A 25,416-nucleotide genomic window follows, 5' to 3' on the forward strand; every position below is an offset into this window, starting at 1 on the left:
TATGACATTGTCAGATATTTCAATTAAGAACCCCGTATTTGCATGGATGTTGATGTTTGGATTGATCGTCTTCGGTGCGATCTCGTTCACTCGTATGGGTGTCAGCGAAATGCCAGATGTAGAATTTCCTATTATCTCGTTAACAGCTCGTTACGAAGGAGCCGCTCCGCAAGTTATGGAAGCGGACGTAGTCGATCCGCTGGAAGACGTTTTGATCAGTATTCAAGGGGTGAAGAATATCACATCAAAGTCACGCGTAGGCGTGGCCGAGATCACAGTTGAATTCGATTTGAACCGCGATCTAGATGCGGCTTTTCAAGACGTTCAAGCCAAAGTATCACAAGTGCAAGAGATGCTGCCGACAGGGATGAAACCTGTCACCGTGATGAAAATGGCCATGTCTGAATTCCCGATCATGTGGATTTCAGTGAATAGCTCTAAGATGAGTGTTCCCGAGTTAATGACTTTTGTGAAGAATGATATCCGAGATCAGATCACGACAGTTCCCGGCGTAGGTAACCTTTGGATGCCCGGCTATTTAGATCCCAACTTACGTATCTGGGTAAAAAATGAAGAACTCAAGCGCTATGCTTTAACAGTGAATGACATCGTTAACACGGTTCGTACCGAGCACAGTGAACCACCATCAGGCCGTACAGAGTACAATAACAAAGAATACAGTTTGCGTACTTTGGGTGAAGCAAAAACAGTGGAAAGCTTTTCAAAAATTCTGATTAACTCGCGTGGTGGGGCTCCTAACTACACTCCAGTTCAATTAGGAAAACTAACGACTATTGAAGAAGGCACAGTCGATGTCCTTCAATTTGCTCGTACGAATGGGCAGCCCGCGGTGGGCTTAGGTGTGGTGAAACAGCGTGGAGCCAATGCCGTCAACGTAGCGAAAGCCGTAAAAGAAAAAATTAATTCGATTCAAAAAAATATGCCAGAGGGAACTTCAATTGTTGTGAACTTCGATGGAACGAAGTTCGTCGAAGAGTCAGTGGAAGAGCTAGTTCTGACATTAGTGTTAGCGGCTCTATTAACATCTTTAGTTTGCTGGATGTTCATTGGTTCTTGGGCGTCAACAGTGAACGTGCTTTTGGCAATCCCAACGTCGATTCTGGGAAGCTTTATCATCTTAAGCTTCGCCGGATTTACGTTAAATATCTTCACTTTGCTAGGACTCAGTTTGGCTATCGGGATTGTGGTCGACGATGCCATCATGGTTCTAGAAAATATTATTCGTCATCGTGAAATGAAGAAACCTCGCCGTCAGGCAGCTATCATCGGTGCACGTGAAATCACCTTCGCAGCCATAGCAGCGTCTATTTCACTTGTAGCGATTTTCTTGCCGATTGCCTTTATGGAAGGAATCATTGGGCGATTCTTATTCGAGTTCGGTGTGACCCTCAGTGCAGCGGTGATGATCTCGTTATTAGAAGCCTTAACATTAACTCCGATGCGGGCTTCACAGTTTAAAGGTTCTGTTGAAAGAACAACTCGCTTTGGAAAATTCTTTGAAGATGGTTTTGAAAGCTTAAGAAAAGCTTATGCGCGTACACTCGAAGTGTCTTTAAGACATCGCTGGAAAGTCATTATTGGCTCTACAGTTTTCTTTATTCTGAGTTTTGCTTCTGTTTCTTTACTGCGCGGTGAGTTCCAACCGGCACAAGATCAAAGCATGTTCATGATTCAAATGACGAATCCACCGGGTACGTCCATTAGTATGACCGATCAAAGAACACGTCTTGTAGAGGACTTCTTAGGAAGCCGTTCAGAAATTAACTCTTACTTCGTGGCAGCCGGTGGTTTCACAGGAGGAGAAACGAATTCCGCGATGATTTTTGTCGAGATGAAGAAAAAAGGCGAACGTGGCGTTGATGCTGTCAGTGGTAAAGAACTCAGTCAGCAAGAGATGATCAAAGTTGTCCGTGAACATCTTAACCAAGTGGTGCCAGAAGCGAAACCGCAAGTGCAAGATCCGTCAACACAGGGCTTCGGTGGCGGCGGAGGCAGCGGTTATCCTGTTGAGTTCACGATTCAAGGACCTGATTGGGAAAAGCTTTCAGGTATGGCGGATAAAATTATTGCCGACCTCACCGAGAAAAAAATCATGACCGACATGGGTTCTGATTTGTTAACAGGTGCGCCCGAGGTTCACATTGTTCCTAATCGTGAAAAAGCCTCAGCCCGCGGAGTAGACGTGGTTTCGGTTGGAGCTGTGGTCAATGCGGCTATCGGCGGTGTGATTGCAGGTTCCTATGAAAAAGGCGGACATCGCTATGATATTCGCGTGAAGTTAACAGATGATGGCCGTGCACCAGAAGAGCGTATTAAAGAACTCTATGTGCGTAACAACCGCGGAGAATTAGTTTCATTAGCGTCCGTCGTTGATATCCAGCAGGCGTCAGTGGCTTCGTCGATTTCTCGTAAAAATCGTGAGCGCGCGATTAGTATCTACGGAAACGTCGGTGAAGGACTCAGCCAACAGCAGACATTAACAAAAGCAGAAGAAGTAGCGAAGTCGCACTTGGATGCCGATTACGCCTTCCGCTTAAGTGGTTCGTCTGAAGAATTTATGAAGAGCTTTATGAGCTTGGCGTTGGCACTCGTTCTGGGCTTTGTTGTGGCCTACATGGTCTTGGCGTCTCAGTTCAATAGCTTCATCGATCCATTCACTGTATTTGTAGCGATGCCGTTCAGCTTTTCGGGAGCTTTCTTAGGATTGCTTATTGGAGATCAGTCATTAAATCTATTCAGTATGATCGGGTTAGTTTTATTGATGGGTATCGTGAAAAAGAATTCGATTCTATTGGTAGACTTTACCAATCAGGCCCGCGATGCAGGTAAAACAGATGTCTTTGCCGCCTTGATGGAAGCGTGTCCGAATCGTCTAAGACCGATTTTGATGACATCCATTGCGACGATTGCTGGTGCTATTCCTGCGGCCTTGAGCTTAGGACCTGGGGCTGAAGCTCGTCAGCCGATGGCGATTGCCGTGATCGGTGGGGTTTTAGTATCAACGCTATTAACTTTGTATGTGGTTCCGAGCGTGTACAGCGTGTTCTCGCGCTTTGATAAACGCACGAATCCAGATGAAGAAGAAGTGGTAGAAAGAGCGGCGGAAGCTCTAGAAACTAATTAGATTTCACCGCTTGCATAATCAGATCAAAAGATTTCAAGCGGGCTTCTTGGTCGTAGACATCCGACACGACGATGAGTTCGTCGGCGTTGGTTTCTGCGACTAAGTCCGCAATTCCTTTTTTAACTGTTTCAACAGAGCCCACAATTGAACGTGCGAGCATACGTTGTACCTGCGCTTTTTCTAAAGGGGACCAATAGGTATCAATATTGTCGATCGGAGCAAGGCTATAACCGCGGGCTCCGCGGAAGATATTGGTAAATGACATTTGTTGTGTCGTCGCCAATCGTCTTGCTTCTTCATCGGTGTCAGCGGCGATGATATTGACTCCGACCATGGCATAAGACTTTTGCAGTTGCTTAGAAGGTCTGAAGTTACGGCGGTAGATTTCCAAAGCTGATAACAATTGATCCGGAGCAAAGTGCGAAGCAAAAGAATAAGGAAGACCTAATTCTGCTGCCAGCATAGCCCCAAAGTGACTGGAACCTAAAATCCACAAAGGAATATGTGTGCCTGCAGCCGGAACAGCAACAGTGCGCTGTTCGCTGGCTTCATCAGTGAAATAAGATTGTAACTCGACCACATCCTGAGGAAAAGTATCCGAAGCCTGCGGTGACCGGCGCAAAGCGCGCAAGGTCAATTGATCTGTTCCTGGGGCTCGTCCCAGTCCCAGATCAATTCGATTTGGATACAGGTGGGCTAACGTTCCGAATTGCTCCGCGATAATGTAAGGAGCATGATTCGGTAACATGATTCCACCTGCACCGACACGAATCGTATGTGTGGCCTGAGCCAAATGAGAAATCACAAGGGAAGTGGCGGCACTGGCGATACTTGGAAAATTGTGGTGTTCCGCAATCCAAATACGCTGATAGCCAAGTTTTTCGGCGTGTACAGCAAGATCACGAGCTTGATCTAAAGCTATTCGAGGTGTTGTCACATCGCTGACGCGGACGAGTTCTAAAATAGAAAGAGGAATCACTCGGCCTCCTTTAGTGTTCAGAAAATAAAAAAGGGAGTCAAAAGACTCCCTTTTTTGCAGAGCTATGTCAAAGAGCTTAGCGTAAAGAAGCGCTTACGCCACTTGCAGGGCAACCAACCAACTTAGCTAAGTTTAAGCCGTTTACATACGTGTAAGCTAAGTCGATACCTTTTTCGTTAACAGTCACTTCAGAATAGTTTTGGTAACCAGTTTTTTTCATACCTAAAGATTCAACACGAACAGTTTGTGCGCGAGTTTCACCACAAGGCTCACATAGTGTTTGCACTTTAGAAGCATCAACTAAAGCCTTCAAAGCCTTACCAGCTTGAGCTTTAGAGATATAAGCACATTGGTCAGCAGAGGCGATTGAACCAACTAAGATTAAAGAAGCTACGATTAATTTTTTCATAGGATATACCCTTTCATTTCTGTTTAATTAAAAACCATTGTTTATTTAAAGAATTAGAAAGAGGTATAAAGTAAAAGCAGAGGGCTGTAAAAGTGCAAAAAACGGCAGGCTAGAAAGTACAGGACTGTCAATGCAGTAGACAGTCCTGTGTGTGCGACTAAGGAACTAACTTACGTAAAACAGAATGCAAGATTCCGCCGTGTTTGAAATAATCCAATTCAACCGCGGTGTCGATACGGGATTTCACTTTCGTCGTCACTTGTTTTCCGTCAGCGTAAGTGATCACCAGATCAAATTCCTGTCCGACTTTTAGACCTGAGCTGATTCCTAAAATATCGAAACTTTCATTTCCTGTTAAACCCAGAGTTTTACGGTTTGTGCCCGCAAGAAATTGTAAAGGCAAAACACCCATACCAATTAAATTAGAGCGGTGGATACGTTCAAAGCTTTCTGTGATCACGGCTTTAACCCCTAAAAGTAAAGTCCCTTTAGCGGCCCAGTCACGTGAAGAACCTGTTCCGTATTCCTGTCCTCCGATCACGATAAGCGGAGTTTTGCTTTCACGATACTTCATAGCCGCATCGTAAATCGACATCGTTTCACCTGTTGGCAAATAGCGAGTGATTCCGCCCTCGGTGTTGGGTACCATTTCATTTTTTAAACGGATATTCGCGAAAGTTCCACGCACCATAATGTCGTCATTACCACGGCGTGTACCATAAGAGTTGAAGTTAAAAACATCGACTCCGGCATCTGTTAAGAACTTTCCAGCAGGCGAGTCTTTTTTGATATTCCCAGCAGGGGAGATATGGTCTGTGGTGATCGAGTCACCTAAAAGTGCCAGTAGTTTCGCACCCTTAATATCACTTAACGCCGCTGGAGTTTTGGTCATACCTTCGAAATAAGGCGGGTTTTTGATGTAGGTACTTTCAGCCCAATCATAGGTTTGCGAAGATGTGGTTTCGATTTTCTGCCAATCCTCGGTGCCGATAAAGACATCATTATAACGGCCACTGAACATCTGCGTATTCAAAACAGAGTTCACTACATCTTGAATTTCCTGATTGCTTGGCCAGATATCTTTTAGATAAACCGGTTGACCATTTTTATCATGGGCTAGAGGTTCTGTTGTGATATCTGTCAGCAAGCTGCCGCCGATAGCATAAGCCACAACTAGCGGAGGCGAAGCTAAGTAATTGGCTTTAGACAGTGGATTGATGCGCCCTTCAAAGTTACGATTTCCTGAAAGGACAGAGGCCACCACTAAATTACCTTTTTCAATCGCATTTGAAATCGGCAAAGAAAGTGGACCCGAGTTTCCAATACAGGTCGTACAACCATAACCCACCAAATTAAAACCGAGTTGATCAAGATATTTTTGTAAACCTGATTTTTCTAAATAGTCTGTTACGACCTGAGATCCGGGAGCTAAAGAAGTTTTGACCCAAGGTCTGACTTGCAATCCGCGCTCAATGGCTTTCTTAGCAACGAGGCCGGCGCCAATCATCACTGAGGGGTTGGATGTGTTGGTACAACTGGTGATCGCCGCGATAACCACATCTCCATTACCTAAATCGTAATCCGTACCTTCAACAGGAATCGTCGAAGTGTTTTTCGATGTTTTCGATTCAGGAACTTGGAAGCCCGAAATCAATTGATTACGGAAATCTACGGATGTCTGAGCTAAGGCCACACGATCTTGCGGACGTTTCGGACCAGCAAGGGAAGGCTCTACTGTGGAAAGATCTAATGTCAGAACGTCGCTGAATTGTATGTTGTCGCCATTGCCGTTTCTCCATAGGCCGGTTTCTTTGGCATAGGCTTCAACTAAGTTAATTGTCTGTTGATCACGACCAGAAAGCTTTAGGTATTTCAGTGTTTCGTCATCCACAGGGAAGAAACCACATGTGGCCCCATATTCCGGAGCCATATTGGCGATCGTCGCTCGATCTGCTAATGGCAAGTGAGCTAAACCTTCACCGAAGAATTCGACGAACTTTCCAACCACGCCACGTTTTCTTAAGATATTCGTCACCGTTAAAACCAGATCTGTGGCGGTTGTGCCTTCGCGCAATTTGCCGACTAATTTAAAACCAATCACTTCTGGAATCAGCATACTGAGTGCTTGTCCCAGCATAGCGGCTTCGGCTTCGATCCCGCCGACGCCCCAACCTAAAACGGATAGGCCATTCACCATGGTGGTATGGCTGTCGGTTCCGACTAATGTGTCAGGGTAGGCCCAGAGAGTTCCTCCGGCTTCATTACTCCATACTGTTTTGGCCAAGTATTCTAGATTCACTTGGTGACAGATACCTGTTCCCGGTGGCACCACGCGGAAGTTGTTGAAGGCTCCCTGTCCCCATTTCAAGAAAACATAGCGTTCACTATTTCTTTGGAATTCAATTTTTACGTTTTCTTCGAAAGATTTATTGTCTCCGTAGTGATCTACAGTGACCGAGTGATCGATAACCAGATCGACGGGAGTTAAAGGGTTGATCAAAGCGGGATCTCCACCTAGTTTTTTTACGGCATCACGCATAGCTGCCAAATCCACCACCGCAGGAACGCCCGTAAAATCTTGCATTAAAACGCGTGCAGGAAAAAAAGCGATCTCTTTTGTCTGCGACTCTTTGCTAAGACTTAAAAGACTTTCAATATCAGCCGGAGTCACATTAATGCCATCCTCATGGCGTAAAAGATTTTCTAATAAAACCTTAAGAGAAAGAGGTAACTTGTCCAAATTAGGATGTTGCAATTTATTAGGATTAAAAATCGTATAGGTTTTTCCACCAACTGTAAGTTCTGTTTTTGTTTTGAGGCTGTTGCGTGATTGTATCAACATGAGGAATCCTTTCGTTCAGAAAATGAATTAAGATCGGCTTGATTTTAGCAGGTTAATAGGGTGCAGAGAACTGTTATTGGCTCAAGGTAGATTTTGGTCTACTTATGAGAATCCACCCTCAGTGCGTCGACCATGCGAGTTCACTAAAAACAGTCTTTTGGCTGAAGGGACCTCTTCAGAAAATTTTTGCGCAGCGGCCAAAGTCATGCGAAATGAATCTGAAATCGTGATCAGACCGACATTCGTCATAATTTGATGGTGAGGAAAAAAATCAGTCTGGGAAATTTCATAGCGTTTGTTAATAAAATTTAACGGGCAGGGATCATTTGCCCCGAAACGAGTCTCTTTGATGTTACGAACACCATCTGTTTTTTCGCTACTAATGGGCTCGGCTGAAATAGCTCCTTCATGGGGTTGCAATGCTTCGCTGATACCTAAGAGTGAATGTCCAGTACCCACTGCGCCGATGACGGCATCCAAAGTCGGCTGAATTTTATGAAGAAGATGTTCTTGGGCCCACGTTTTGTAGTGCGAACGTAAGGAAGCTCTTTGCATCTGTTGAAAGGCAAAGAGCTTATTCGCTTTCAAAAAATCTTCATACTCTTGGTAAGCTGTTTGAGGATCACATAGAGTCAACGTCGCTTTCAGCGAAGTGAGTTTTTCTTTTAAGGGTTCTGCAATACTATTAGGAACAAACAGATGGCATTTTAAATTCAAATGCTGACAGTAATGTGCTAACGAAAGAGCTGTACTACCCGCACTGATTTCGCTAACACAGTCCCCAACTCGTAGAGAGCCTGACTTTAGCGCTTGTAATAACTCGGGCAGTACCATGCGATCTTTAATAGAACCACTGGGATTTTCACCTTCTAATGTCGTCCACAGTTGTCTTGATTTCAAAGACTCAGATAGACGCTCATCCTGAATGCGTACCAGTAGCGTTCGAATCACAAGTTAAGCTGCTTTCTTGAAAGGCTGATACTTATGGGTTTCTAATGTGCGTTCGAGGTAAGAGGCTTTAAATATGCAGGTTTCCACCTTTATAGGATCAGTGAAGATTCCGTAAGGAGCAAGAACCTCTTTACCTATTCCTAAAATATGTTTTGAAATTTCACTGACAGTTACTGCGGCAGCGATTTCAACTCCGGGCACGACAAAGGGAATGTGAGAGTTACGACCAAAAGCTTTATAAAGCTGCTCTTCCATATAGTCAGGAACTTCGGGGCAAAGGAACTGAATAAAGTTTTTGATATTTGTTTCATAGGGAAGCTCAGGCTTCATACCTGTTAGCTCAGCAAATGTAGGAGTTGTTTTATTAAAGACAACGACGGCTCCGGCGAACCCGAATGATCCGCAGGAAGCTACAGGAAGTCCACGTCGAGCAGCTTCTTCGTTCAGAGCTAATTTTTCATTCAAAGCGAAGACATCCACGACATCCACAACCCAATCCACACCTTCTAGAAAAGCGTGAATATTATTTTTATGAAGTCCTTCAGGAAAGCAGGTGATTTCAAGATCAGGATTAATATCAAGGGCTTCGCGCACCAAGGATTCATCTTTACGTACACCAACTGTGGATTCTTTTGCCATACGTTGGCGATTGATATTTGTTCGCTCGTAGACATCAGGGTCAGAGATATGAAATTTTTCGAAACCCATACGGACCAGATTTAGAAAGATAGATCCACCTAGACCTAAGCCTCCAATGGCAATTCGAGTCGAGCGAATTTTCTTCATGTGGGGTTCATCGACAATACCTTGGCTTCTTAAGAATCTCTCTTTATATAGTGAACTCATTTTGACCTCCGTCTAGGTAAACAAACAAAAAAAATTTAATTATCTTATCTGACTTTCCGTAAAGTAACTTGAATGAAAAATGAAACTAATAATGAAAAATTAAAAATAGTAGTGGTCGAATCGCCTTACGACACGTGGGAAGACCCACGAGTAGGGGGGTTCTTAAAAGATTTCATCGGAGTCAAACTTCGCGGGTATGGGCATGAGTATCCCTATGGAGTTATGCCTGTAGATGGGTCTGATATGATCTCAACTCACATAGCGCTTTGTCGTGTAGAAGCGGATGAGTCGTTGGTACCGATCATGGCCATGCGCTGGACCTCATTAAAGAAAGCGCGACAGCACTTTATGAATTTTCCAGGAATGAGTTTGCTTCAACAAGCTGGGGCACCACTGCATCAAAAAGCTCTAGCTGAAATTATTGAAGAAGTAGATCGACAGAACAAAGACATCGTCTACACGGCCTCACTCAGTATTGAACCCTCTGAACGAACTTCGAAAGAGCGCTCGCTATTCTTGCGCGAAATTTTAACGATGATGTTTGTCAGCCAGCAAAAAGCAATGGGGTTTCCTGAGCTTTTTGCCGGAGGCACGTGTCGTTTTAAAATTGAAAAGTGGTTGGATAACTGTGGTTGGAAACCTTTGCAAACGGAAAACGAGGAAAATCTAGGCCCGATACACATACATCATTTAGCCGGAGAACTGGTTCAGGTGATGCATTTGCAGGAATTCAGTTTTTGGGCTTTAGAGATTTCTCGTAAATGGCAACATTTGTGGAATGAAAGATTACTTATTAAAGTTAAACCTCTTTCGACTACAGAAGTTCAACCTGCTGCCTAAAAAATTATTAGTTACACACGGGCATGCATACGAACTTTAGGAAATGTAATCTCTAAAGTGCAGACGGCATCGCCTTGATGGACACAAGACGTCTTTTCGATTTGTGAAGGCGGTAATCCGATATAACGAGTTACGTTGGCAATAGAGCCAACTTTCAAATGACATACATGTGTATTACCTAAGTGAGGCACGCCAGATTCCGCTGCGACATGAGGGTTCGTTACATACTCGACAGTCATTCCTAGGGCCGTTGAGTGTGTGATCGTGTAGATACAGTTTTGTTCAAAAAGTTTCATACAATCATTGAAGAAAAACTCATAGGCATCTAGAGGGCACGATAAATTGGCAAACAACTGTGCTATCACTGAATTTTTATTGCCTTCGTATGTAAAAGCACCCATTGCGAAAAAGTCTTGTTCGCTAAATTGGCGATCATGTAAATAAGCACAAAGATCAGTGATGAATCTCATACTGATGGGCGAGAAAGGATCCTGTAGATCTTTTTCACCGATGCCCAAACTTTTCATGGCGTCTAGGCGGAGTCTCCAACCGACATATTTTTCTAGAAAGTTAACAGAAGTGATTGAAGTTCGTTTTCTTCCGAAAGCGGCTTTGGAATAACTTTCAGGAATTTCTTGATCTGTATTTTGGTGGCGTAAAGCCAGATCTTTAAAATCAATACGTCCTTTTAGCAAAGATAGAGGATCAACATGAAAATGTTCCGAGACATTTTCGACAAGTTTATCTGTGATTTCGGCTTTTCCTAAACGTAGATTTTGATAGTCTTTCGCTGGCATTTTCAAAACTTCATGCCATGTTTCATTGTCAGTATCTGTCGTAAGGCGAATACGCTCTAATGTGTCTAAAAACTTAGAGCTACAGAAAAGGCCATCAAGAGTGAAACCTGCAGTCTGAGACATAGATAGGTTCTCTCATGCTTTAGTAAGAGGGTCAAATTTGAACGCGAATAATATGAGTAGTCCCCCCTGTTAGGGGACATCTTCGTAGATATTTATAAAGAAGTGGATATGATGACAGAGATATTTTCCTTATAAGGAAAATATCTCTGAGTGTTAACTAGTTTCCGTGTTCGTCGACGATGTCGCCGACTAGTTCTTCCAGAATATCTTCTAATGTCACAATTCCTAATGTGGTGTGATCTTCTGTATTACGAACAATCGCCAAGTGGAAACGGCGCTCTTTAAACTGCTTCATCAATTTATCTTCTGGCATGTGTGCTGGAATGAAAAACGGAGGACGCATTTTTTCTTCAAAAGTGGCATTGGCTTCCACATCATGAAAGCGAATATCTTTCATATTCAGAATACCGATCACATCGTTCATGTCCGTGCGACAAACAGGAAAACGAGTGTGGTTTCGACTGAGGATAACTTGTTTGTTTTCTTCAAAACTGCGCGACAAAGAAATATATTGAACCTTTTCAACAGGAATCAAAATATCTTTAGCGAGCTTATCCGAAAAGCTGAAAGCCTGTTGGATGATTTGTGCTTCGCTATCTGAAATCACACCGCCAGTTGTCGAATGTGAAATCACCATGCGTAGCTCATCTTCACTCATCAGATCTTCTTTGCTTTGGCGAAAACCAATGGATTTCAGAATCAGATTGGCTAACGCGGTGAAAGCATCAATCAAAGGTTTAGAAATCAGATAGAAGTAACGAAGTGGTTTAGCTAAAGCCAAAGTGACTTTTTCAGCCCTTTGGATCGCCATGCTTTTAGGGACAAGCTCACCCAGTACAACGTGCAACATCGAAATGATGAAGAACGAAATACCAGTTGCGATAATATGGAATAGCTCCACGCGGAAAGGTGGATTTGGGAACATGATTTTTAGAAGAGTGTAGAACGACTGTTCACCGATCCATCCAAGCCCCAGACTGACTAAGGTGATCCCTAATTGGCAGACAGAGAGGTATTCATCTAATTTGTTAACGACGGATAAGGCAAGGCTAGCGGTTTTGTTGCCGTTATTGGCTAATTCTTCTAGGCGTGTTTTGCGTACTTTAACGATGGCGAATTCTGCGGCGACAAAGAAAGCGTTCAAAAAGACAAGAACGATGGCGAAAAAGATAAAAATAAAGGTCACTAATAAACTTTGAGAACTGGGGTCTGGGTCCATATACATCCTGGGTTGAGTTAAGGCTTGATCTAGTGCCGAGCCGAAGTTCGTGAGTTTAGTGAAGATGGGAAAGGCTGTCATAACGCAGATTGTAAAGGTCTTCATGTTTCGTATAGGGGCGATTGTGGTGCTATCTGCCAATCTTTCCACCAAGCGTGGGGGCTTTTTTTCTCGGCTAGTTTTTAAAAAAATCCCATAAACGAATAGAAAGTATCTCAACTCAGAATTTGGATTTCTGCTATTTGGTCTCGTGATTGCTTCAGTAAAAAGCAAGGGCGCGGCGGTAAGTCCTAAAAGATCGGGACGAACTCTGAAGCCACAAAAAATTAATTAAAGGAGAACGTCCATGGCACAAAATCAACAACAACCGCAGCGTCAGCAGCAGCAACCGCAACAACAAAAGCAACAGCAAGCCCAGCAGGGTAAGCAGAACAATCAAGACAACCAAAAAAATGTTCAGAAACCACAATCCCAACAGGTTTCGGGACAGCACAACAACCAAAATCAGAGAAGTCAGCAACAGAACAAAGGTTCTCAGCAGACATTCTCTTCAACCAAAACTAAGTCATTTAATAAGTTACCTACTCAAGGCAACGCTTAGTTTCGGTTTTCGGAAACCGGCTTTATGAGGGCCGGTTTCTTTTTTTATTTTTTCTAATAACTTTGCGCTTGCAGGTGATTTCTTTTACCATGTGCGGATGAAAAAAATTCTATCTGTTTGTTCTGCAAAGCTATTCCTATTTTTTCTATTTCTTTCTACACAGTCTTTCGCCTCAGATTGCCTTGTAACTCAAGGAGCTTTGGATATTGGTTCTGGCTCTACGAAATCAGTTGTAGCTATCGTTGATACATGTCAGAAAAAAATTCATAAAGTTTTATTCGAAGAAAATATGGCGGTTCCTTTCAGTGAAGCCCATGAAACTTCTGCTGATCAAAAGATTCCAGAGGCCTTTGTTAAAGCACAGTTGCCACGAATGAAAGAGTTAAGTCAGAAAATGCGTCAACATGGGGCTGTGTCGATCCACGCTTTAGCGACATCTGTTTTTCGTCGTGCGAAGAATGGCGAGGATGTGATGAAGAAAATCTCGGAAGCGATTTCGGGTCCAGTGCAAATGATCTCGCAAGAAGATGAAGCCCGCTTAGGATACTGGTCAGCCTTAGCACAGCGCCCACCACGTCAGGGCGAACAAGTCGTCGTCTGGGATATTGGTGGTGGTTCTATGCAGATGATCACTCAACCTAAAGCTGCTGAAACAGGTTTGACGATTTATCAAGGTGAACTGGCGGCGGTAAATTTCAAGAATCGTGTTATCAACGAACTTCAAAAAAAAGATGCTAAAACACAAAATTCGCCGAATCCTCTAGGTGCGCAGTGGACCGATGCGGTGAAACTTTCAGAAACTTATGCAAGCGCCCATGTGCCCTCAGAGTTTCAAAAGCTATCACGTCAGGTAACATGGATTGGGATCGGGGGTGTTTTGTACAACTCGGTTCGCGAGCAGACAAAAGTAAAAAACACCTACCAAGTTAAAGATTTACAAAAAGCTTTGAAGAAACGTGCGAAGCTCAACGATCAACAACTAGGTGGCGATTATGCTGCAACAGATGTGACGAACTTGGCTCTGGTTGCAGGCTTCATGCAAGCCCTGAAGATAAAAAAAGTTGAAACAGTAAAAGCCTCGTTAGCTCAAGGCTGGTTGCTGTTTCAACTGGATGAACAAGATGATAAACAAAGTAATGAAAATACCGAAAAGAAAAACTAAGTCCAGCAATGAACTATTGAATCGAGACAGGTTCCCATTCCGCTGAGTAGACTTGCCAGCCATCATCATCTGTCTTTTCCATTTGTAACGAGAAATCGTAATAAGACGCACTTTCAGGAATAAGATCTAAGGCACCCGCATTGCGGGCCCCTTGGGCCAAAGCGGCTTGAAAAGTCAGATGGGCTTTCGGTGGATCTGTTGTTATATCCAAACTTTTCACCTGTGGTTTTAAGGTATAAACAGAGATCGCACCGCCACGTAACATATAGGCGGTGATGATTCCACCCACATCTTGAAAGGTTCTGTTTTTCGAATCGGAATAGTTTTTAGAAATGAATTTTTTAATTTCTCCACCCTGTTGTTTTTCAGCTAAGGCTGCAATATGGGCGGGAAGTGCTAACAAAAAGGCGCGTTCATCTGGTTTCGGGCGAGTCGCACGATAGATAGCGAAGCCTAAAACAAAGATAACGATCAATACAGCTATGTTTTTGAGGGTTTTGTTTTGCATTGGGTCCTCCGATTTAGTATCAGTGTAAGCGATGTCGACATCGTTTTACCAATACTCTTTTCAAGAACTCCAAGAGCTCTGCCAAAGTCGGCAAATACCTGTGGCCAGTGCGAGGCTGTTATTTAATTGGTATTACAAAAAAAATCGTCGTGACGAATATGGACGGCAAGAGTTGTCGCAAAAAGCCCGTGCATTTGTTTACGAGAATTTTAATTTTGACCTGCCTCAAATTGATTTTATTCAACAATCACAGGATCTGACAGTTAAGTTTCTTTTTGAATTGCACGATGGGATGAAAGTTGAAAGTGTTTTAATTCCTTTTCAAAAAAAATACACTCTGTGTCTGTCTTCGCAGGTCGGGTGTGGGATGAACTGCGCTTTTTGTTTTACAGGGAAACAGGGGTTTACTCGTCACTTGAAAACAGAAGAGATCATAGGCCAGTTCTTACAAGCCAAGAAGTGGTTAACTGAAAATCGTCCCGAGGATGATAAGATTTTAAATATCGTTTTCATGGGGCAGGGTGAACCATTACACAATTTCGATTCTGTTAAAAAAGCCACCGAGATTTTTCTTTCACAGCATGGACTGAGTTTAGCTCCGCATAAAATCACTATCTCGACCTCTGGTTACTTGCCAGGTTTAAAGCGTTGGAAAGAGGAAATGCCGAATGTGAACATTGCGCTGTCTTTGCATTCTCCGTTTGAGGCCAAACGGAATGAACTCATTCCGATCAATCGTAAGTTTCCATTAGAAGAAGTTTTGCCCATCGTGGCGGCCATTCCGCAGGGGGAAAAGCGATTTGCCACATTTGAGTATCTTCTGATTAAAAACTTCAATGACAGTGATGAGGATGCTCACGCCACAGGAAAATTATTGCAGGATAAAAAGGCCTTCATTAACTTAATTCCTTTTAATCCATTTCCGGAATCCCCTTTTGAACGTCCCGAAAAAGCCACTGTCGAGCGCTTCCGTGATATCCTCAAAACCTACGATGTTCCGGTTACTATCCGTACGACCAAAGGGGACGAGATCCTTGCGGCCTGTGGACAGCTCAATACGAAATCTAAATCGTCGGCTTCGAGCCTTGAAGTTTAGAGAGCCATGTCACTCTTGAAAAAAGTACAAAATCTGTCTTTTTCAGCAGCATTCCCCCGTTTTCTGAGTTGCCAGAGTCGCTGAAAGTTTCTACAGCTACGTCTATGAAAAAAATAAGCACGCGAGGGATATTGGCACTGGTTTTAGTGTGGGTTTGGTCGTTCTTGGGGGCCGTGGTGGCCTCGGCACAGGTGTCAACGGCGCCAGCCCAGATTTCTATGCCCGCACTGGATATGCGATTTACGAATCCTCAGTGTAAAGCTTATGGTGATAAACCCAAAAATTCATTCTGCACTCGCGATGATCTTCCACGCAATCAAGCGAATCCTGAAGGACCCTTTCAGCAAGTGGTGTCTCTGATTCGTGATCGCCAGAATGTGAAGATCACGCTGGGAACCATGACCTTTTCCCATAAAGAAATTGCAGCTGAACTTTGCAAAGTTATTCGTCGTGGTGTGCGTGTTGAGGTTCTTATTGATTCCGGAGCTGAAGCGGCAACAGCCGAACAGGTGCGTGCCTGTGGCGGAGAATTATTTTCTATCGGTGTAGCTGAAGCCGAAGATGAACCACGCGGAGACCTACATCATAACAAATTTTTATTAGTTGAAAGACGTAATGATAGTGTTTTGGTTTTTGCTACAGCCAACTTTTCCAATCCGGGCTTAACCATCAATCACGAAACGTGGGGTTTTGTTACCGACAAGAAAGAGTCGCCGCTGATGCGCCATCATCAATGCCTTATCGAGTCTTTGAAGCGCTATACAGACAACTTACGTCGCTTCGGACGTGATATGTCGAATTGTGGCATCAACTATCCACGGAACTCAAAAATGGAAGCCCTATTTGTGCCTGCGGATTCTCCGAAATTATTAAAATTGATTGAAGATGAAATGCGCCGTTCATCGCGAGTTTTGATGACATCGAATCGCTACTCGTTTGCTCGTATCACAAAGGCATTCGGTTCATCGAAAGCGACAGATCGTCGTGCGGTATTCGATGACGATTTGTATTGGGGTGGACTGCAACCAATTGAAGGGTACGAGCGTGAAGCCGTAGATGCCCGCAGTGTCAGTGGTTTAGAGCGAACAGGGGTCAGTGTTCGGTTTACACAGACATCTTTTGGTGCAGCTCAAAAGATGCACAACAAATTCATCGTCTTAGATAATATGGTGATTGTAGGTGCCGGTAACTACACAGGTGGTGGTTTGCTGAAAAATTTTGAAAACTTCTACATCATTCGTGATCGGGACACCATCGCGGCTTTTGCAAGTCAATTCGATTACTTATGGTCGATCTCGTCGTCGCGCCGTCAAATGCCAGCAACCTACTGGGACCCTGGAGTGAGACCCTAAGCTACGGCATGGATTCTGACATTGGATTCAAGTGCGGGATCAATAGTGCGTTACTTGACGGAATCTTAACGAGCTTTTTGAAAAGCACAGCGGTATACCTCCTGTAAATTTTTACAAGGAGAAACCGATGAAGACTTTATTCACTATCGTTTTTTTAACCCTTTCGCAGGCTCTAGCTTCTGGCTGGATGGATGTTCGTGTACTCCCTCACTCGGTCTTCACCGAAGATGCACAAAGAAATGAAGTTTTCGCACTATTTAAAGAAAAAAGTGGAGTTTCTTCGGCAGAACGCTACGAATGCCGTTTGAGTTTAAAAGCAGATTCGCGTCAATTAGAAGAGCTAGGACAATACAGACAAGAAGGCTCGTGGATTCGTTGGGTTTTACAACAGGAAATCTATTTACAAGATCGTGAAATCACAAACGAGATGGTTCTAACTCCAGACCTCAGCAGCCGCTGTCTTGCATGGGGCGAAGAGTATTATGACGATGGATACATGCATCGCGATTGTCTACAGTATGAAGGACATATTCAAACCATGAAAAACACATTGCGTATGATAGACACGAAGAAAGGTGTTGAGGCCTATTTGACATGTGAAAAGTGGAGATCGGCAAAAGCCTTCGATAACTTGGATCAGTTTTTTCATTTAGTGCGAAAAGCTGAAGGCAACTTCCCGCTATTTTTGAAAGCAGAGCTGGATTAATTCCAGCTCTGAGAGCTTTTTGATTATTTCTTTTTCTTAGCTTCTTGGTCGTACTTAGCTACTTGTTTCCAGTTAATAATTTCCCAGAAGTTTTTCAAGTATTCAGCACGCTTATTTTGATATTTTAAATAGTAAGCGTGTTCCCAAACATCAATTCCTAAGATAGGAGTTCCACGTTTAGATGCAACATCCATAAGTGGATTATCTTGGTTAGGTGTTGCGGTGACTTCTAATTTTCCTTCAGCATTGCGGATCAGCCATGCCCAGCCAGAACCAAACTGTGAAAGGCCATTTTTTTCAAACTCAGCTTTGAAAGCATCAAATGAACCAAATGTCTGAACGATTTCAGCTTCTAAGTCCTTAGGAATTTTTTGATCTTCTTTATTCGGAGTCAGAATTGTCCAAAAGAAACTGTGGTTCCAGTGCCCACCAGCATTGTTTCGAATAGCGGCGCTACGAGTAGAAACATTCGCTAATAGCTGTTGAAGGTTCGCTTTTTCATTTTTCTCTAGAGCTTTATTTAAGTTGTCTACATACGCTTGGTGATGGCGTGTGTGATGGATCTTCATCGTTTCAGCATCAATGATGGGCTCTAATGCATTCTCAGCATAAGGCAGCTTAGGTAGTTTATATGGAGACTTAAGAGTGTTCAGATTTTGTAACGAAGCGCACGCTTGCAAAGAAAGAAGTAGAATCGCGAGGCCGGGAATAAAAGCGGAAAAGATTTTTTTCATTAGAGTCCTCCTGTAAGGTTAAAGAGGACTCTATTTCATCACGAGTTAACTAAATGAGTCTACCAAGTTGAGTAGCAGTACTCTTTTTGCCACTGCGAACGTCCTGCGTTGTAGTGGTATTCACATGAGTATTCATTGTAATGCAATGTGATGACTGTGTGAGTTTCATATTGGCCGCTGTCTTGGTAAAAAAAGCGACGTGGCTCATCTTGAATGTCCAAAATACGTTCGTGGTTGCAAAGCTGTTCCATTGAGTAAGAAAGTTTCTTTGCTAAGATTTGAACTACAGTTTGAACCGCTGGACGAGATTCAAATTTAGTGCAAAGTCTGCCAGAAGCCAACGCGGCATCCGCAAACAAAGTTGTAAATACAGATAGGGCTACAATTGCTAATGTTTGACGCATAAAATATCCTTTTTTGTTAATACAGGCCTTTTACTGAGAGGCCGAGTTGAAGTAAAGTGAATGGATAAAAACGAAAGAAGCTGAAAGCTAAATGAAAGAAATCAAGTTTGGACTCTGTACAGGCTGTTTAGAGCGAGCAGAAATTGATCGCGACGAGTTTTTACAGCGCTTAAATGATCAGCTTCTGGCAGATGAAGACCTTAAAGATATACCACCAGAGGGAATCTCTTGGAGTATTGAAACTTATAGCTGTTTGCGTTTTTGCCCCGAGGGACGAATCAGCGTGGTCGCGCCGCGGGCGGAAGACCCTCAGCAAGGTCGACTAGGCATGTCTCGTTCGATTCAATTTGCAGATGTCTACGATTGTCTGGTCAGAGATATAAAAAGTCATACAAAAACTTTGAATGACAGTAAAACGAAAGCAGAGAAGTAAATATGAAAAAAGTCGGTTGGTTGATTGGACTTGGACTTATCATCATTACAGTTTGTATGGGGTATTTAATAAAGCAGGGAATTAGTTTGCGAAGTGCTCCCTTGATTCAGCCCTCAGTGATGGATGCCGACAGAGCGAATGTGGCGACCAGTGTGATCCAGCGTATGCACCAAAACTTTGAAGACGTCGATTATGCAATCTTTGGTGTGGCTGAAAAAGCGGAAGATCAGCAGTTGATTCGAATGATGGCTGAAGAGTACGAAAAAGTATTTAAAGCTCCGGTTCAGTTCTTAGTACAAAACGATTCGGTCACGGCGGATGTCGTGGCGGCTTGTACCCGACCTTGTTGGATTTTAACAGGTTTTGAAAAAGCTCACACTTTGGCGGGAGTGAATACTTGGATGCAGGATAATTTGATCTCTCAGCAGAAACCCTTTTTAAGTTTAACGATTGTGGACTTTCAAGTTGGTGAGCCAGGTGACGACGTGGTGTCTGACGAATGTCATCAGCAAAAAAGGTTGAGTTTTGACTGCCTTGTGCCGGTTTCTGTTCGCGAGATCAAACGCCGCATGAAAAAGCCAGACCAGAAGTACTTTTTCTTACGCCAGTACAATGGCGAGGACTTCTTCCTTTTTCTACAGAAATAGCCTACAGTATTTTCATTCAAACTAGAATCAACTATAGGATTCAATTAAAGTGAGGAACCCATGAACTGTCCTTGTCAATCTCAGCAGAGTTTTGAAACATGCTGCCAACCTTTTTTAACAGGAAGCGCTTTGCCTGAAACGGCTGAAAAATTAATGCGCTCTCGTTACACCGCTTTCACGCAAGCTGATGTAGCTTATTTGAAAAAGACTTTAGCTCCAGAATCACGCCATGATTTCGACGAAGCGGCGACTCGCAAATGGGCGGAAACAGCTAAGTGGAAGGGTCTACAAATCTTAGCTACTGTAAAAGGCACGGCTCAGGATAAAAAAGGCACAGTCGAATTTATCGCGACATACGAAGCCGATGGCGAGGGTTTAGATCACCATGAAGTGTCTGAGTTCCGTAAAGCTGAAAATGGACAATGGCTATTTGTAGAAGGTGATGGACATACTCACGCCGAAGGTGAAGGTCATCATCATCACCATGAAAAACCACAGACAGTACAAAGAGAAGCTCCAAAGATAGGTCGTAACGATCCTTGTACTTGCGGCAGCGGTAAAAAATATAAAAAATGCTGCGGCACCGACGCCGCCTAATAAACGCTTAATAAAAAAGAAGTTCCAAAAAAATCCAGCTAACTTATTTGTAAAAGAAATTACTTGTAGGTTAGCTGAGGATTCCATTTTTCATAGCCTTTAGGGGCATCATTTAAAAGTTCAAAGCGGGTACCGGCCTTAGCCAGCGGACCGGCTTCATCTGGAGTGAATAGCTCCACTCCACCACGCATCAGCGTGTCTAAAGAACCAATTTTCACTTCAGAATTAAAAAGTCCTAAATTCGCTTGAATCCCTGATTTCCTCCAAAAGTTAGTATTGGTGCGGATCAGTTTGGTGTAGCGATTTTGGATATTGATTTGGATGTTCACCACACGTGAATCCTGAGACAGACTCACGCGCGTGACAGAGCCTACCACGAGCCCTCTGAATGTGATGCTGTCACCAGCGTTGACGGACTGGGCATCGGCGGTTTGCAAAATGTAGCTGCTGGTATTTTCAAGAGCATCGTTGGTAACTGCGGTTTCCTGCGCGATAAAATCAAACTTACTTTTCTCTTTTGAGTCTCCGGGGTGAACGGCGATGTAAGTTCCTTCAATCAGGGTTTCTAGGCCACTGATGCCCTGAAAATTGACTTGCGGTGAAACCACCCAAAAACGTGAACCTTCCACAGCGAAATGCGCAGATTCTTTTTGTAGATCGACAGTGGCAATGGCTTTTCGGTAGTCGTCTGAAATTGCAATGTCACTGACGACTCCGATTGTGACTCCGCGAAAGCGCACTTGTGTTCGACCGACTTGTAAGCTGGCCGCATCGTCAAAAAGAATACGAATTTGCGGTCCACGTTTGTCATAGTGGTCATAGGCGAGCCATGCACAGATGCAGATTGCAAAGACAGGGAATAGCCAAATGTACCAACTGTTACTAAGGCGATGGGTGAAGTTTTTAAATTTACTCATGTGAGCCCTCTTTCTTTTGCGGTAAAGGGGGTGAAGTGTTTTGTAGCCAATCTGGTTTAAAACAAGCCGATGACATCATGGTAAAAATCACAACCAAGGCGAACATCACGGCACCGGCTTCAGGCCGTACTTGTGCCCAATTTCCTAATTTAACTAACGCGACAAGCACCGCCAGCAAAAAAATATCTAACATCGACCAGCGACCGATCACTTCAACAAAATCATAAAGCCTTTTCTTCGACTGGTAACTTTGGGGATTATTTCCGGTATGGCTTGCAGTGAACGACAGATAAAATAAAATCAAAAGCTTTAATAGGGGAATCAGTAAGCTCGCTAAAAAAACAACAAGGGCGATAAACCATGCCCCATCATCTGCTAAAGTTACAATTCCTTCCCAAATGGTTGAGCTGTTGCGACGGCCGTACATTTCGATAGTCATAAAAGGCAAAACATTCGCCGGTATGTAAAAAATCAAAGCAGTTAAAGAAAGTGCCGTGCTGGCCTTAACAGAAGAGTTCATCGTCAGTCAGCTCACAGTGAAGCGGTGGGGTTAGGGGTGGATGGTTCATTGTCTTTTGAGTCCTCTGGCGCGGGTGGATTCGATATTTTTTTAAGCCCGTCTGTGCTGGGACCTTCTAGAGTTTCGCCATAGCAGTTAAAGCGTGATCCATGACAAGGGCAATCCCAAGATTTTTCAACTGAGTTCCACTGCACAATCCCGCCCAAATGTGGGCAGACCGCTGACATATAAGAGATCTGACCAGAGGTGTTTTTGTAAGCGGCCACGAGCTTGAAACCCTCGCGATAGACAACGCCTGTTTCGTTAGGAATTTTGGAAAGAAGAGGTTTTGGTTTTGATAAAAACCAATGACTGTATTGAGCCATGGCATTTGAGTTTGTGCGAATGAACTCTTCAAAACGGCGCAGTGTTATACGTGAGGGATCGTAAATTTTTTCGTAAGGGTTATCCCGCTGCATGATTTGATCGGTGATGAGTTTCGCTCCAATCGTACAGTTTGTAATCCCATTTCCAGAGTCACCCGTGATGACATAGATGTGTCGAGGCTCATACGGACTACGCCCTAGAAGTGCCAAGCCATCAAGTGAAGTCAAAATTTGTCCTGACCAGCGGTGGATAACTTTTTTCGACATCGGAAAGCGCAGGCGTGCCCAAGCCTCTACGCGAGCAAAGCACAGCTCAGGATGATCTTCCTGTCCTGTTTTATGGTCTTCTCCGCCGACGATCAACATGTCGTGTGAAGGAGTGTGTTCGCTGATGCGGAAATAGTGGTAAGGGGAAGACGTGTCCCATGCAAGGATGTGGGGGACAGTTCCTTTGGGAACCTCTAAGCCTAAGACATAAGTTCGAAATGGAGCCTGTTTCGTATGAAGACCAAAAAGGTCATTAATCGGGGAATGGGTTGCCATCACAACAGAATCCGCAGTGACACGAAATCCCTGTCGTGTAAAAACCAAAGCCGGTTCTTCTGAACGAACATGAGTGACTTCTGTTTCAGAAAATATTTTTCCACCTTTTTTGAAGATGGCTTCAGCTAAACCTCGTAAGTATAAAAGAGGATTCATTTCATATTGCTCGGTGAAAGCCAATGCGGGTCCTGATCGGAAAGATTTGACAGGAACACTTTCCATCAATTTGACATCTAAACCGATTCTGCGTGCAGCATGGTATTCGTCATGTAAAATTTTAAGATCCTCATCGTAGGCGGCAAACAAGTAGCCAGTGACCGGATGAAAGTCACATTCGATTTTTTCATCCGTAATAATTTTTTTAATTAAAGCTAAAGATTCAAGATGGCTTTGCGCCACTAATCGAGCTGTGTTTGGTCCATGCAGTTCTTCGATGTCGCTGTAGCGCTCATCTAAAGCCACTGTCAGGTGGGCCGTACTACGACCGCTTTGACCTTTGCAAAATGTCGATTTTTCGACGACGACAACATTAAAACCTTCTTGTAGTAATAGATAGGCTGTTGTCAGTCCGGCAATTCCTCCGCCGATGATACAAATGTCGGCGTTGATATCGCGATCTAAAGGAGGAAGATAGACAGACTCTTTCTGGCGATGCCAAAGTGAATTGGTTTCGTTCGAGTGAATTGATTCCATAAAATCGTCCTTGTGCTTTTATACTGAGGACATAACCCCAGCATTTAATGAGCGCAGATTTAGCACAAACTATAAAGAGCAAATCCGCTGCCATATCTGGACGAGGTCCTAATCTATAAAAGAATCAACCAAAGGAATAGGACGTGATAAATGCGCATCAGCACGTCCCACTTTGTCCCGTATGTTCCGTATTTCCCGTTGCTGGTTCATAACGACGTATTCGGTAGCTCTTATCAAGGAATAGAAATTGCTTTTCTAATAGGGTTAAGGAGTGGCCTATGTTGTCCTATCAAAATGTGCGCTTCGTGATGTCTTGGATGTATGCCTTAGCTTTTGTAGCTATGGCCAGTTGTGCCTCTACAGATTCCAATTCTTGTCCCAGCCTAGAGGAAGAATCTGTTTCTATCTGTCGCGCACAAGACATGTGTCGCCAGCAGAAGACCACGTATGGTCTGGGCTTAGGAGTCGGAGCCGCCACAGATAGCAGCATCATTGGAACACGCACAATGGCGACAACAGATAACTACACCAATTGCATTGATCGCGATTTAGATATGCAAAGACAAAATGCAGTCTTAAAGGAACAAAGCAAGTCAATGCAATAACTCAGAGTAATAACCAGAGCAATAACAAGGAGGGATAATGAAAAATAGACTTAAGGATACAGAGCGTGACGAGTTTCACAGTATCGCCGAAGCTATCGAAATGACTGAGGTGGCGATGATCACGACAGTAACTCCAACAGGGAATATGTGCAGTCGTCCGATGATGGTGCAAGAGATCGACGCGGATGGAAACTTATTGTTTTTTACACTCAGCAACTCACAGTTAATGAAAGATATTCGAAGAGTTCCTTTAGTGAATATTACATTTTCATGTCCCGAGAAAAACACATTTATCTCGGCAGCGGCCGTGGCGTATGAGTCTTTTGACCAAACGAAAATGAAAGAGCTTTGGAATCCAACTCTTGAAAAGTGGTTTCCACGTGGGGTGGAAACACCTGACCTGACATTGTTAAAGCTAGACCTACAAGAAGTTGAAATGTGGGATTCTCCGAGTACTTCTATTGTGCGTGTAATGGACTTTGTTAAAGCGATTGTGGGGGAAACGACGATCAGTCAAGCCCACTATGAAAAATTCGATTTACGTCAATAGGCAAGTCAACAGGTCACAGCCACTCAAAACCTGTTTAAAAGAACATCGCCAAAATTGAAAATAGAAAAAGGGAGGTTGTTACCTCCCTTTTTCTATGTGGTTTCTAAGCGTTGCCTTGTGAGTAACCTTAGCGATCGACAGAATGAGTTTCCGAGCCAGAAGAGAATCCGGTTTGGCGGCGTTCATGATTTAATTGTAATTGATTATGAATAGTGCCGATACCACTCACCATACGGCAGCAGGTTTCTGCTTGACGACGCATCTGATCGGAAGTGACCCAGCCTGTTAAGGTACAGATGCCATCCTGTACTTCGACATGGATGTGACGATCTTCTACTTCAGGATGTTGTGCAAGGGCTTCACAGACCTCGTCACAGAGGGTGTCATCGGTACGACGATCCGAATCTTCATTTTGAGTCGAGCTACCCATTCTATCTTGGTGGTAGCCATCATCTTCTTGTCGTGCGAGGTAATCTTGACTGTAGCGCCCTGTTAAATCCATAGGTGTGCGCTCGGCAAAAGATCTTTTATCCTGAATGCGATCATTTTGAAGACGGCTTGATCGGCGCTCTTGCTCTTCTTGATTTTGGGGAGGCGTTTTTTTGTTTTTCATGAGGACTCCTTTCATTCATGTTTAAAACTGACTGAGTTTTGTGGTGATTATCTGTATATTTAATAAAGCAAATTTGGGGCCTAAGAACTTAACAAGAGGTCTTAACAGCATCGAGGTGAAGTCGAATTGTATGCAGGACATGCAGATATGCCATCTAGACGTCTAAAATAAAGACGCGATAAAAAGTCTGATTTTCAGAAAGAATTCCATACTTTTTAG

The 25,416-nt window shown here is 43.6% G+C and carries 26 protein-coding genes; 12 read left to right on the plus strand and 14 right to left on the minus strand.

What is annotated here, in order from left to right; genetic code table 11:
* Position 1 precedes the first annotated feature (1 nt).
* Positions 2 to 3,145 carry an efflux RND transporter permease subunit gene (locus tag A11Q_RS01635; protein ID WP_015469038.1) on the plus strand — a complete coding sequence of 1,048 codons (3,144 nt, stop codon included), beginning with the start codon at positions 2 to 4 and terminating at the stop codon, positions 3,143 to 3,145.
* Here the strand turns inward: A11Q_RS01635 and A11Q_RS01640 are convergent.
* From A11Q_RS01640 to A11Q_RS13285, 5 genes are all read right to left on the minus strand, one after another.
* Positions 3,138 to 4,124 carry an LLM class flavin-dependent oxidoreductase gene (locus tag A11Q_RS01640; protein ID WP_015469039.1) on the minus strand — a complete coding sequence of 329 codons (987 nt, stop codon included), beginning with the start codon at positions 4,122 to 4,124 and terminating at the stop codon, positions 3,138 to 3,140. The two genes, A11Q_RS01635 and A11Q_RS01640, sit on opposite strands and share 8 nt — an antisense overlap.
* Positions 4,125 to 4,200: 76 nt before the next feature.
* Positions 4,201 to 4,533 (minus strand): hypothetical protein, encoded by a 333-nt coding sequence (locus tag A11Q_RS01645; RefSeq protein ID WP_015469040.1) that lies wholly within the window; start codon positions 4,531 to 4,533, stop codon positions 4,201 to 4,203.
* Between the two features lie 157 nt (positions 4,534 to 4,690).
* Positions 4,691 to 7,375 carry an aconitate hydratase AcnA gene (gene acnA, locus A11Q_RS01650; protein WP_015469041.1) on the minus strand — a complete coding sequence of 895 codons (2,685 nt, stop codon included), beginning with the start codon at positions 7,373 to 7,375 and terminating at the stop codon, positions 4,691 to 4,693.
* Between the two features lie 102 nt (positions 7,376 to 7,477).
* Complete coding sequence (locus A11Q_RS01655; RefSeq protein ID WP_015469042.1) at positions 7,478 to 8,326, minus strand: pyridoxal-phosphate dependent enzyme; 849 nt, start codon at positions 8,324 to 8,326, stop codon at positions 7,478 to 7,480.
* A 3-nt stretch (positions 8,327 to 8,329) separates the two neighbouring features.
* Positions 8,330 to 9,172, minus strand: coding sequence for a ThiF family adenylyltransferase (locus tag A11Q_RS13285; protein ID WP_015469043.1), 843 nt, complete (start codon positions 9,170 to 9,172; stop codon positions 8,330 to 8,332).
* 72 nt (positions 9,173 to 9,244) lie between these two features.
* Between A11Q_RS13285 and A11Q_RS01665 the strand changes: the two genes are divergently transcribed.
* The gene (locus A11Q_RS01665; RefSeq protein ID WP_015469044.1) at positions 9,245 to 10,012 is read left to right on the plus strand and encodes a hypothetical protein; all 768 of its coding nucleotides are present in this window, start codon (positions 9,245 to 9,247) and stop codon (positions 10,010 to 10,012) included.
* An 11-nt stretch (positions 10,013 to 10,023) separates the two neighbouring features.
* Here the strand turns inward: A11Q_RS01665 and A11Q_RS01670 are convergent, their stop codons facing one another.
* Complete coding sequence (locus A11Q_RS01670) at positions 10,024 to 10,932, minus strand: hypothetical protein (RefSeq protein WP_015469045.1); 909 nt, start codon at positions 10,930 to 10,932, stop codon at positions 10,024 to 10,026.
* 157 nt (positions 10,933 to 11,089) lie between these two features.
* A complete protein-coding gene (locus tag A11Q_RS01675) occupies positions 11,090 to 12,256 on the minus strand; it encodes a hemolysin family protein (RefSeq protein ID WP_148284916.1) in 1,167 nt (388 codons plus the stop codon).
* Between the two features lie 241 nt (positions 12,257 to 12,497).
* Between A11Q_RS01675 and A11Q_RS01680 the strand changes: the two genes are divergently transcribed.
* Both A11Q_RS01680 and A11Q_RS01685 read left to right on the plus strand, forming a co-directional pair.
* Entirely contained in the window at positions 12,498 to 12,752 is a 255-nt protein-coding gene (locus A11Q_RS01680; protein WP_015469047.1) for a hypothetical protein, read from the plus strand.
* Between the two features lie 97 nt (positions 12,753 to 12,849).
* Positions 12,850 to 13,914 carry a Ppx/GppA phosphatase family protein gene (locus tag A11Q_RS01685; RefSeq protein WP_015469048.1) on the plus strand — a complete coding sequence of 355 codons (1,065 nt, stop codon included), beginning with the start codon at positions 12,850 to 12,852 and terminating at the stop codon, positions 13,912 to 13,914.
* 13 nt (positions 13,915 to 13,927) lie between these two features.
* On the opposite strand, the gene A11Q_RS01690 is transcribed toward A11Q_RS01685, so the two are convergent.
* Positions 13,928 to 14,422: a hypothetical protein gene (locus A11Q_RS01690; RefSeq protein ID WP_015469049.1), complete on the minus strand. Its 495-nt coding sequence runs from the start codon at positions 14,420 to 14,422 to the stop codon at positions 13,928 to 13,930.
* A 31-nt stretch (positions 14,423 to 14,453) separates the two neighbouring features.
* On the opposite strand from A11Q_RS01690, the gene rlmN reads away from it, so the two are divergent.
* From rlmN to A11Q_RS01705, 3 genes are all read left to right on the plus strand, one after another.
* On the plus strand, positions 14,454 to 15,518 hold the full coding sequence (rlmN, locus tag A11Q_RS01695; protein ID WP_015469050.1) for a dual-specificity RNA methyltransferase RlmN: 1,065 nt from the start codon (positions 14,454 to 14,456) through the stop codon (positions 15,516 to 15,518).
* A 104-nt stretch (positions 15,519 to 15,622) separates the two neighbouring features.
* Positions 15,623 to 16,870 (plus strand): phospholipase D-like domain-containing protein, encoded by a 1,248-nt coding sequence (locus tag A11Q_RS01700; RefSeq protein ID WP_083860463.1) that lies wholly within the window; start codon positions 15,623 to 15,625, stop codon positions 16,868 to 16,870.
* Between the two features lie 127 nt (positions 16,871 to 16,997).
* Positions 16,998 to 17,576, plus strand: a complete 579-nt coding sequence (locus A11Q_RS01705) for a hypothetical protein (RefSeq protein ID WP_015469052.1) — start codon at positions 16,998 to 17,000, stop codon at positions 17,574 to 17,576.
* Between the two features lie 23 nt (positions 17,577 to 17,599).
* On the opposite strand, the gene A11Q_RS01710 is transcribed toward A11Q_RS01705, so the two are convergent.
* Both A11Q_RS01710 and A11Q_RS01715 read right to left on the minus strand, forming a co-directional pair.
* On the minus strand, positions 17,600 to 18,310 hold the full coding sequence (locus A11Q_RS01710; protein WP_015469053.1) for a superoxide dismutase: 711 nt from the start codon (positions 18,308 to 18,310) through the stop codon (positions 17,600 to 17,602).
* A gap of 59 nt (positions 18,311 to 18,369) precedes the next feature.
* On the minus strand, positions 18,370 to 18,714 hold the full coding sequence (locus A11Q_RS01715) for a hypothetical protein (RefSeq protein ID WP_015469054.1): 345 nt from the start codon (positions 18,712 to 18,714) through the stop codon (positions 18,370 to 18,372).
* Positions 18,715 to 18,805: 91 nt separating this feature from the next.
* Between A11Q_RS01715 and A11Q_RS01720 the strand changes: the two genes are divergently transcribed.
* From A11Q_RS01720 to A11Q_RS01730, 3 genes are read left to right on the plus strand one after another with little or no spacing between them, the layout of a single operon-like run.
* On the plus strand, positions 18,806 to 19,147 hold the full coding sequence (locus A11Q_RS01720; RefSeq protein WP_015469055.1) for a hypothetical protein: 342 nt from the start codon (positions 18,806 to 18,808) through the stop codon (positions 19,145 to 19,147).
* A gap of 2 nt (positions 19,148 to 19,149) precedes the next feature.
* Positions 19,150 to 19,794: a hypothetical protein gene (locus tag A11Q_RS01725; RefSeq protein ID WP_015469056.1), complete on the plus strand. Its 645-nt coding sequence runs from the start codon at positions 19,150 to 19,152 to the stop codon at positions 19,792 to 19,794.
* A gap of 60 nt (positions 19,795 to 19,854) precedes the next feature.
* Positions 19,855 to 20,391 carry a YchJ family protein gene (locus tag A11Q_RS01730; protein WP_015469057.1) on the plus strand — a complete coding sequence of 179 codons (537 nt, stop codon included), beginning with the start codon at positions 19,855 to 19,857 and terminating at the stop codon, positions 20,389 to 20,391.
* 59 nt (positions 20,392 to 20,450) lie between these two features.
* On the opposite strand, the gene A11Q_RS01735 is transcribed toward A11Q_RS01730, so the two are convergent.
* Genes A11Q_RS01735 through A11Q_RS01745 form a run of 3 tightly spaced genes read right to left on the minus strand, consistent with a single transcriptional unit; the run spans position 20,451 to position 23,429 of the window.
* Positions 20,451 to 21,308 (minus strand): MlaD family protein, encoded by an 858-nt coding sequence (locus A11Q_RS01735; RefSeq protein ID WP_015469058.1) that lies wholly within the window; start codon positions 21,306 to 21,308, stop codon positions 20,451 to 20,453.
* Positions 21,301 to 21,828 carry a paraquat-inducible protein A gene (locus A11Q_RS01740; RefSeq protein ID WP_015469059.1) on the minus strand — a complete coding sequence of 176 codons (528 nt, stop codon included), beginning with the start codon at positions 21,826 to 21,828 and terminating at the stop codon, positions 21,301 to 21,303. Before A11Q_RS01740 ends, A11Q_RS01735 begins: the two co-directional genes overlap by 8 nt.
* Positions 21,829 to 21,839: 11 nt before the next feature.
* Entirely contained in the window at positions 21,840 to 23,429 is a 1,590-nt protein-coding gene (locus A11Q_RS01745) for an FAD-dependent oxidoreductase (protein WP_015469060.1), read from the minus strand.
* Positions 23,430 to 23,707: 278 nt separating this feature from the next.
* On the opposite strand from A11Q_RS01745, the gene A11Q_RS01750 reads away from it, so the two are divergent.
* Both A11Q_RS01750 and A11Q_RS01755 read left to right on the plus strand, forming a co-directional pair.
* Positions 23,708 to 24,034 carry a hypothetical protein gene (locus A11Q_RS01750; protein ID WP_015469061.1) on the plus strand — a complete coding sequence of 109 codons (327 nt, stop codon included), beginning with the start codon at positions 23,708 to 23,710 and terminating at the stop codon, positions 24,032 to 24,034.
* Between the two features lie 37 nt (positions 24,035 to 24,071).
* A complete protein-coding gene (locus tag A11Q_RS01755) occupies positions 24,072 to 24,584 on the plus strand; it encodes a pyridoxamine 5'-phosphate oxidase family protein (protein WP_015469062.1) in 513 nt (170 codons plus the stop codon).
* Positions 24,585 to 24,711: 127 nt separating this feature from the next.
* Here the strand turns inward: A11Q_RS01755 and A11Q_RS01760 are convergent, their stop codons facing one another.
* Complete coding sequence (locus A11Q_RS01760; protein ID WP_015469063.1) at positions 24,712 to 25,197, minus strand: BON domain-containing protein; 486 nt, start codon at positions 25,195 to 25,197, stop codon at positions 24,712 to 24,714.
* Positions 25,198 to 25,416 lie beyond the last annotated feature (219 nt).

The sequence above is a fragment of the Pseudobdellovibrio exovorus JSS genome (genome assembly GCF_000348725.1).
Classification (GTDB): domain Bacteria; phylum Bdellovibrionota; class Bdellovibrionia; order Bdellovibrionales; family Bdellovibrionaceae; genus Pseudobdellovibrio; species Pseudobdellovibrio exovorus.

Excerpts from the sequence above, each read along its gene's own strand:
- A11Q_RS13285 (WP_015469043.1), bottom strand. The coding sequence starts at position 9,172 with ATGAGTTCACTATATAAAGAGAGATTCTTAAGAAGCCAAGGTATTGTC.
- A11Q_RS01675 (WP_148284916.1), bottom strand. The coding sequence starts at position 12,256 with ATGAAGACCTTTACAATCTGCGTTATGACAGCCTTTCCCATCTTCACT.
- rlmN (WP_015469050.1), top strand. The coding sequence starts at position 14,454 with ATGTCGACATCGTTTTACCAATACTCTTTTCAAGAACTCCAAGAGCTC.
- A11Q_RS01730 (WP_015469057.1), top strand. The coding sequence starts at position 19,855 with ATGAACTGTCCTTGTCAATCTCAGCAGAGTTTTGAAACATGCTGCCAA.
- A11Q_RS01740 (WP_015469059.1), bottom strand. The coding sequence starts at position 21,828 with ATGAACTCTTCTGTTAAGGCCAGCACGGCACTTTCTTTAACTGCTTTG.
- A11Q_RS01700 (WP_083860463.1), top strand. The coding sequence starts at position 15,623 with ATGAAAAAAATAAGCACGCGAGGGATATTGGCACTGGTTTTAGTGTGG.
- A11Q_RS01645 (WP_015469040.1), bottom strand. The coding sequence starts at position 4,533 with ATGAAAAAATTAATCGTAGCTTCTTTAATCTTAGTTGGTTCAATCGCC.
- A11Q_RS01685 (WP_015469048.1), top strand. The coding sequence starts at position 12,850 with ATGAAAAAAATTCTATCTGTTTGTTCTGCAAAGCTATTCCTATTTTTT.
- A11Q_RS01680 (WP_015469047.1), top strand. The coding sequence starts at position 12,498 with ATGGCACAAAATCAACAACAACCGCAGCGTCAGCAGCAGCAACCGCAA.
- A11Q_RS01725 (WP_015469056.1), top strand. The coding sequence starts at position 19,150 with ATGAAAAAAGTCGGTTGGTTGATTGGACTTGGACTTATCATCATTACA.
- A11Q_RS01710 (WP_015469053.1), bottom strand. The coding sequence starts at position 18,310 with ATGAAAAAAATCTTTTCCGCTTTTATTCCCGGCCTCGCGATTCTACTT.
- A11Q_RS01705 (WP_015469052.1), top strand. The coding sequence starts at position 16,998 with ATGAAGACTTTATTCACTATCGTTTTTTTAACCCTTTCGCAGGCTCTA.
- A11Q_RS01635 (WP_015469038.1), top strand. The coding sequence starts at position 2 with ATGACATTGTCAGATATTTCAATTAAGAACCCCGTATTTGCATGGATG.
- A11Q_RS01745 (WP_015469060.1), bottom strand. The coding sequence starts at position 23,429 with ATGGAATCAATTCACTCGAACGAAACCAATTCACTTTGGCATCGCCAG.
- A11Q_RS01665 (WP_015469044.1), top strand. The coding sequence starts at position 9,245 with ATGAAAAATGAAACTAATAATGAAAAATTAAAAATAGTAGTGGTCGAA.
- A11Q_RS01670 (WP_015469045.1), bottom strand. The coding sequence starts at position 10,932 with ATGTCTCAGACTGCAGGTTTCACTCTTGATGGCCTTTTCTGTAGCTCT.
- A11Q_RS01755 (WP_015469062.1), top strand. The coding sequence starts at position 24,072 with ATGAAAAATAGACTTAAGGATACAGAGCGTGACGAGTTTCACAGTATC.
- A11Q_RS01715 (WP_015469054.1), bottom strand. The coding sequence starts at position 18,714 with ATGCGTCAAACATTAGCAATTGTAGCCCTATCTGTATTTACAACTTTG.
- A11Q_RS01735 (WP_015469058.1), bottom strand. The coding sequence starts at position 21,308 with ATGAGTAAATTTAAAAACTTCACCCATCGCCTTAGTAACAGTTGGTAC.
- acnA (WP_015469041.1), bottom strand. The coding sequence starts at position 7,375 with ATGTTGATACAATCACGCAACAGCCTCAAAACAAAAACAGAACTTACA.
- A11Q_RS01690 (WP_015469049.1), bottom strand. The coding sequence starts at position 14,422 with ATGCAAAACAAAACCCTCAAAAACATAGCTGTATTGATCGTTATCTTT.
- A11Q_RS01760 (WP_015469063.1), bottom strand. The coding sequence starts at position 25,197 with ATGAAAAACAAAAAAACGCCTCCCCAAAATCAAGAAGAGCAAGAGCGC.
- A11Q_RS01750 (WP_015469061.1), top strand. The coding sequence starts at position 23,708 with ATGTTGTCCTATCAAAATGTGCGCTTCGTGATGTCTTGGATGTATGCC.
- A11Q_RS01720 (WP_015469055.1), top strand. The coding sequence starts at position 18,806 with ATGAAAGAAATCAAGTTTGGACTCTGTACAGGCTGTTTAGAGCGAGCA.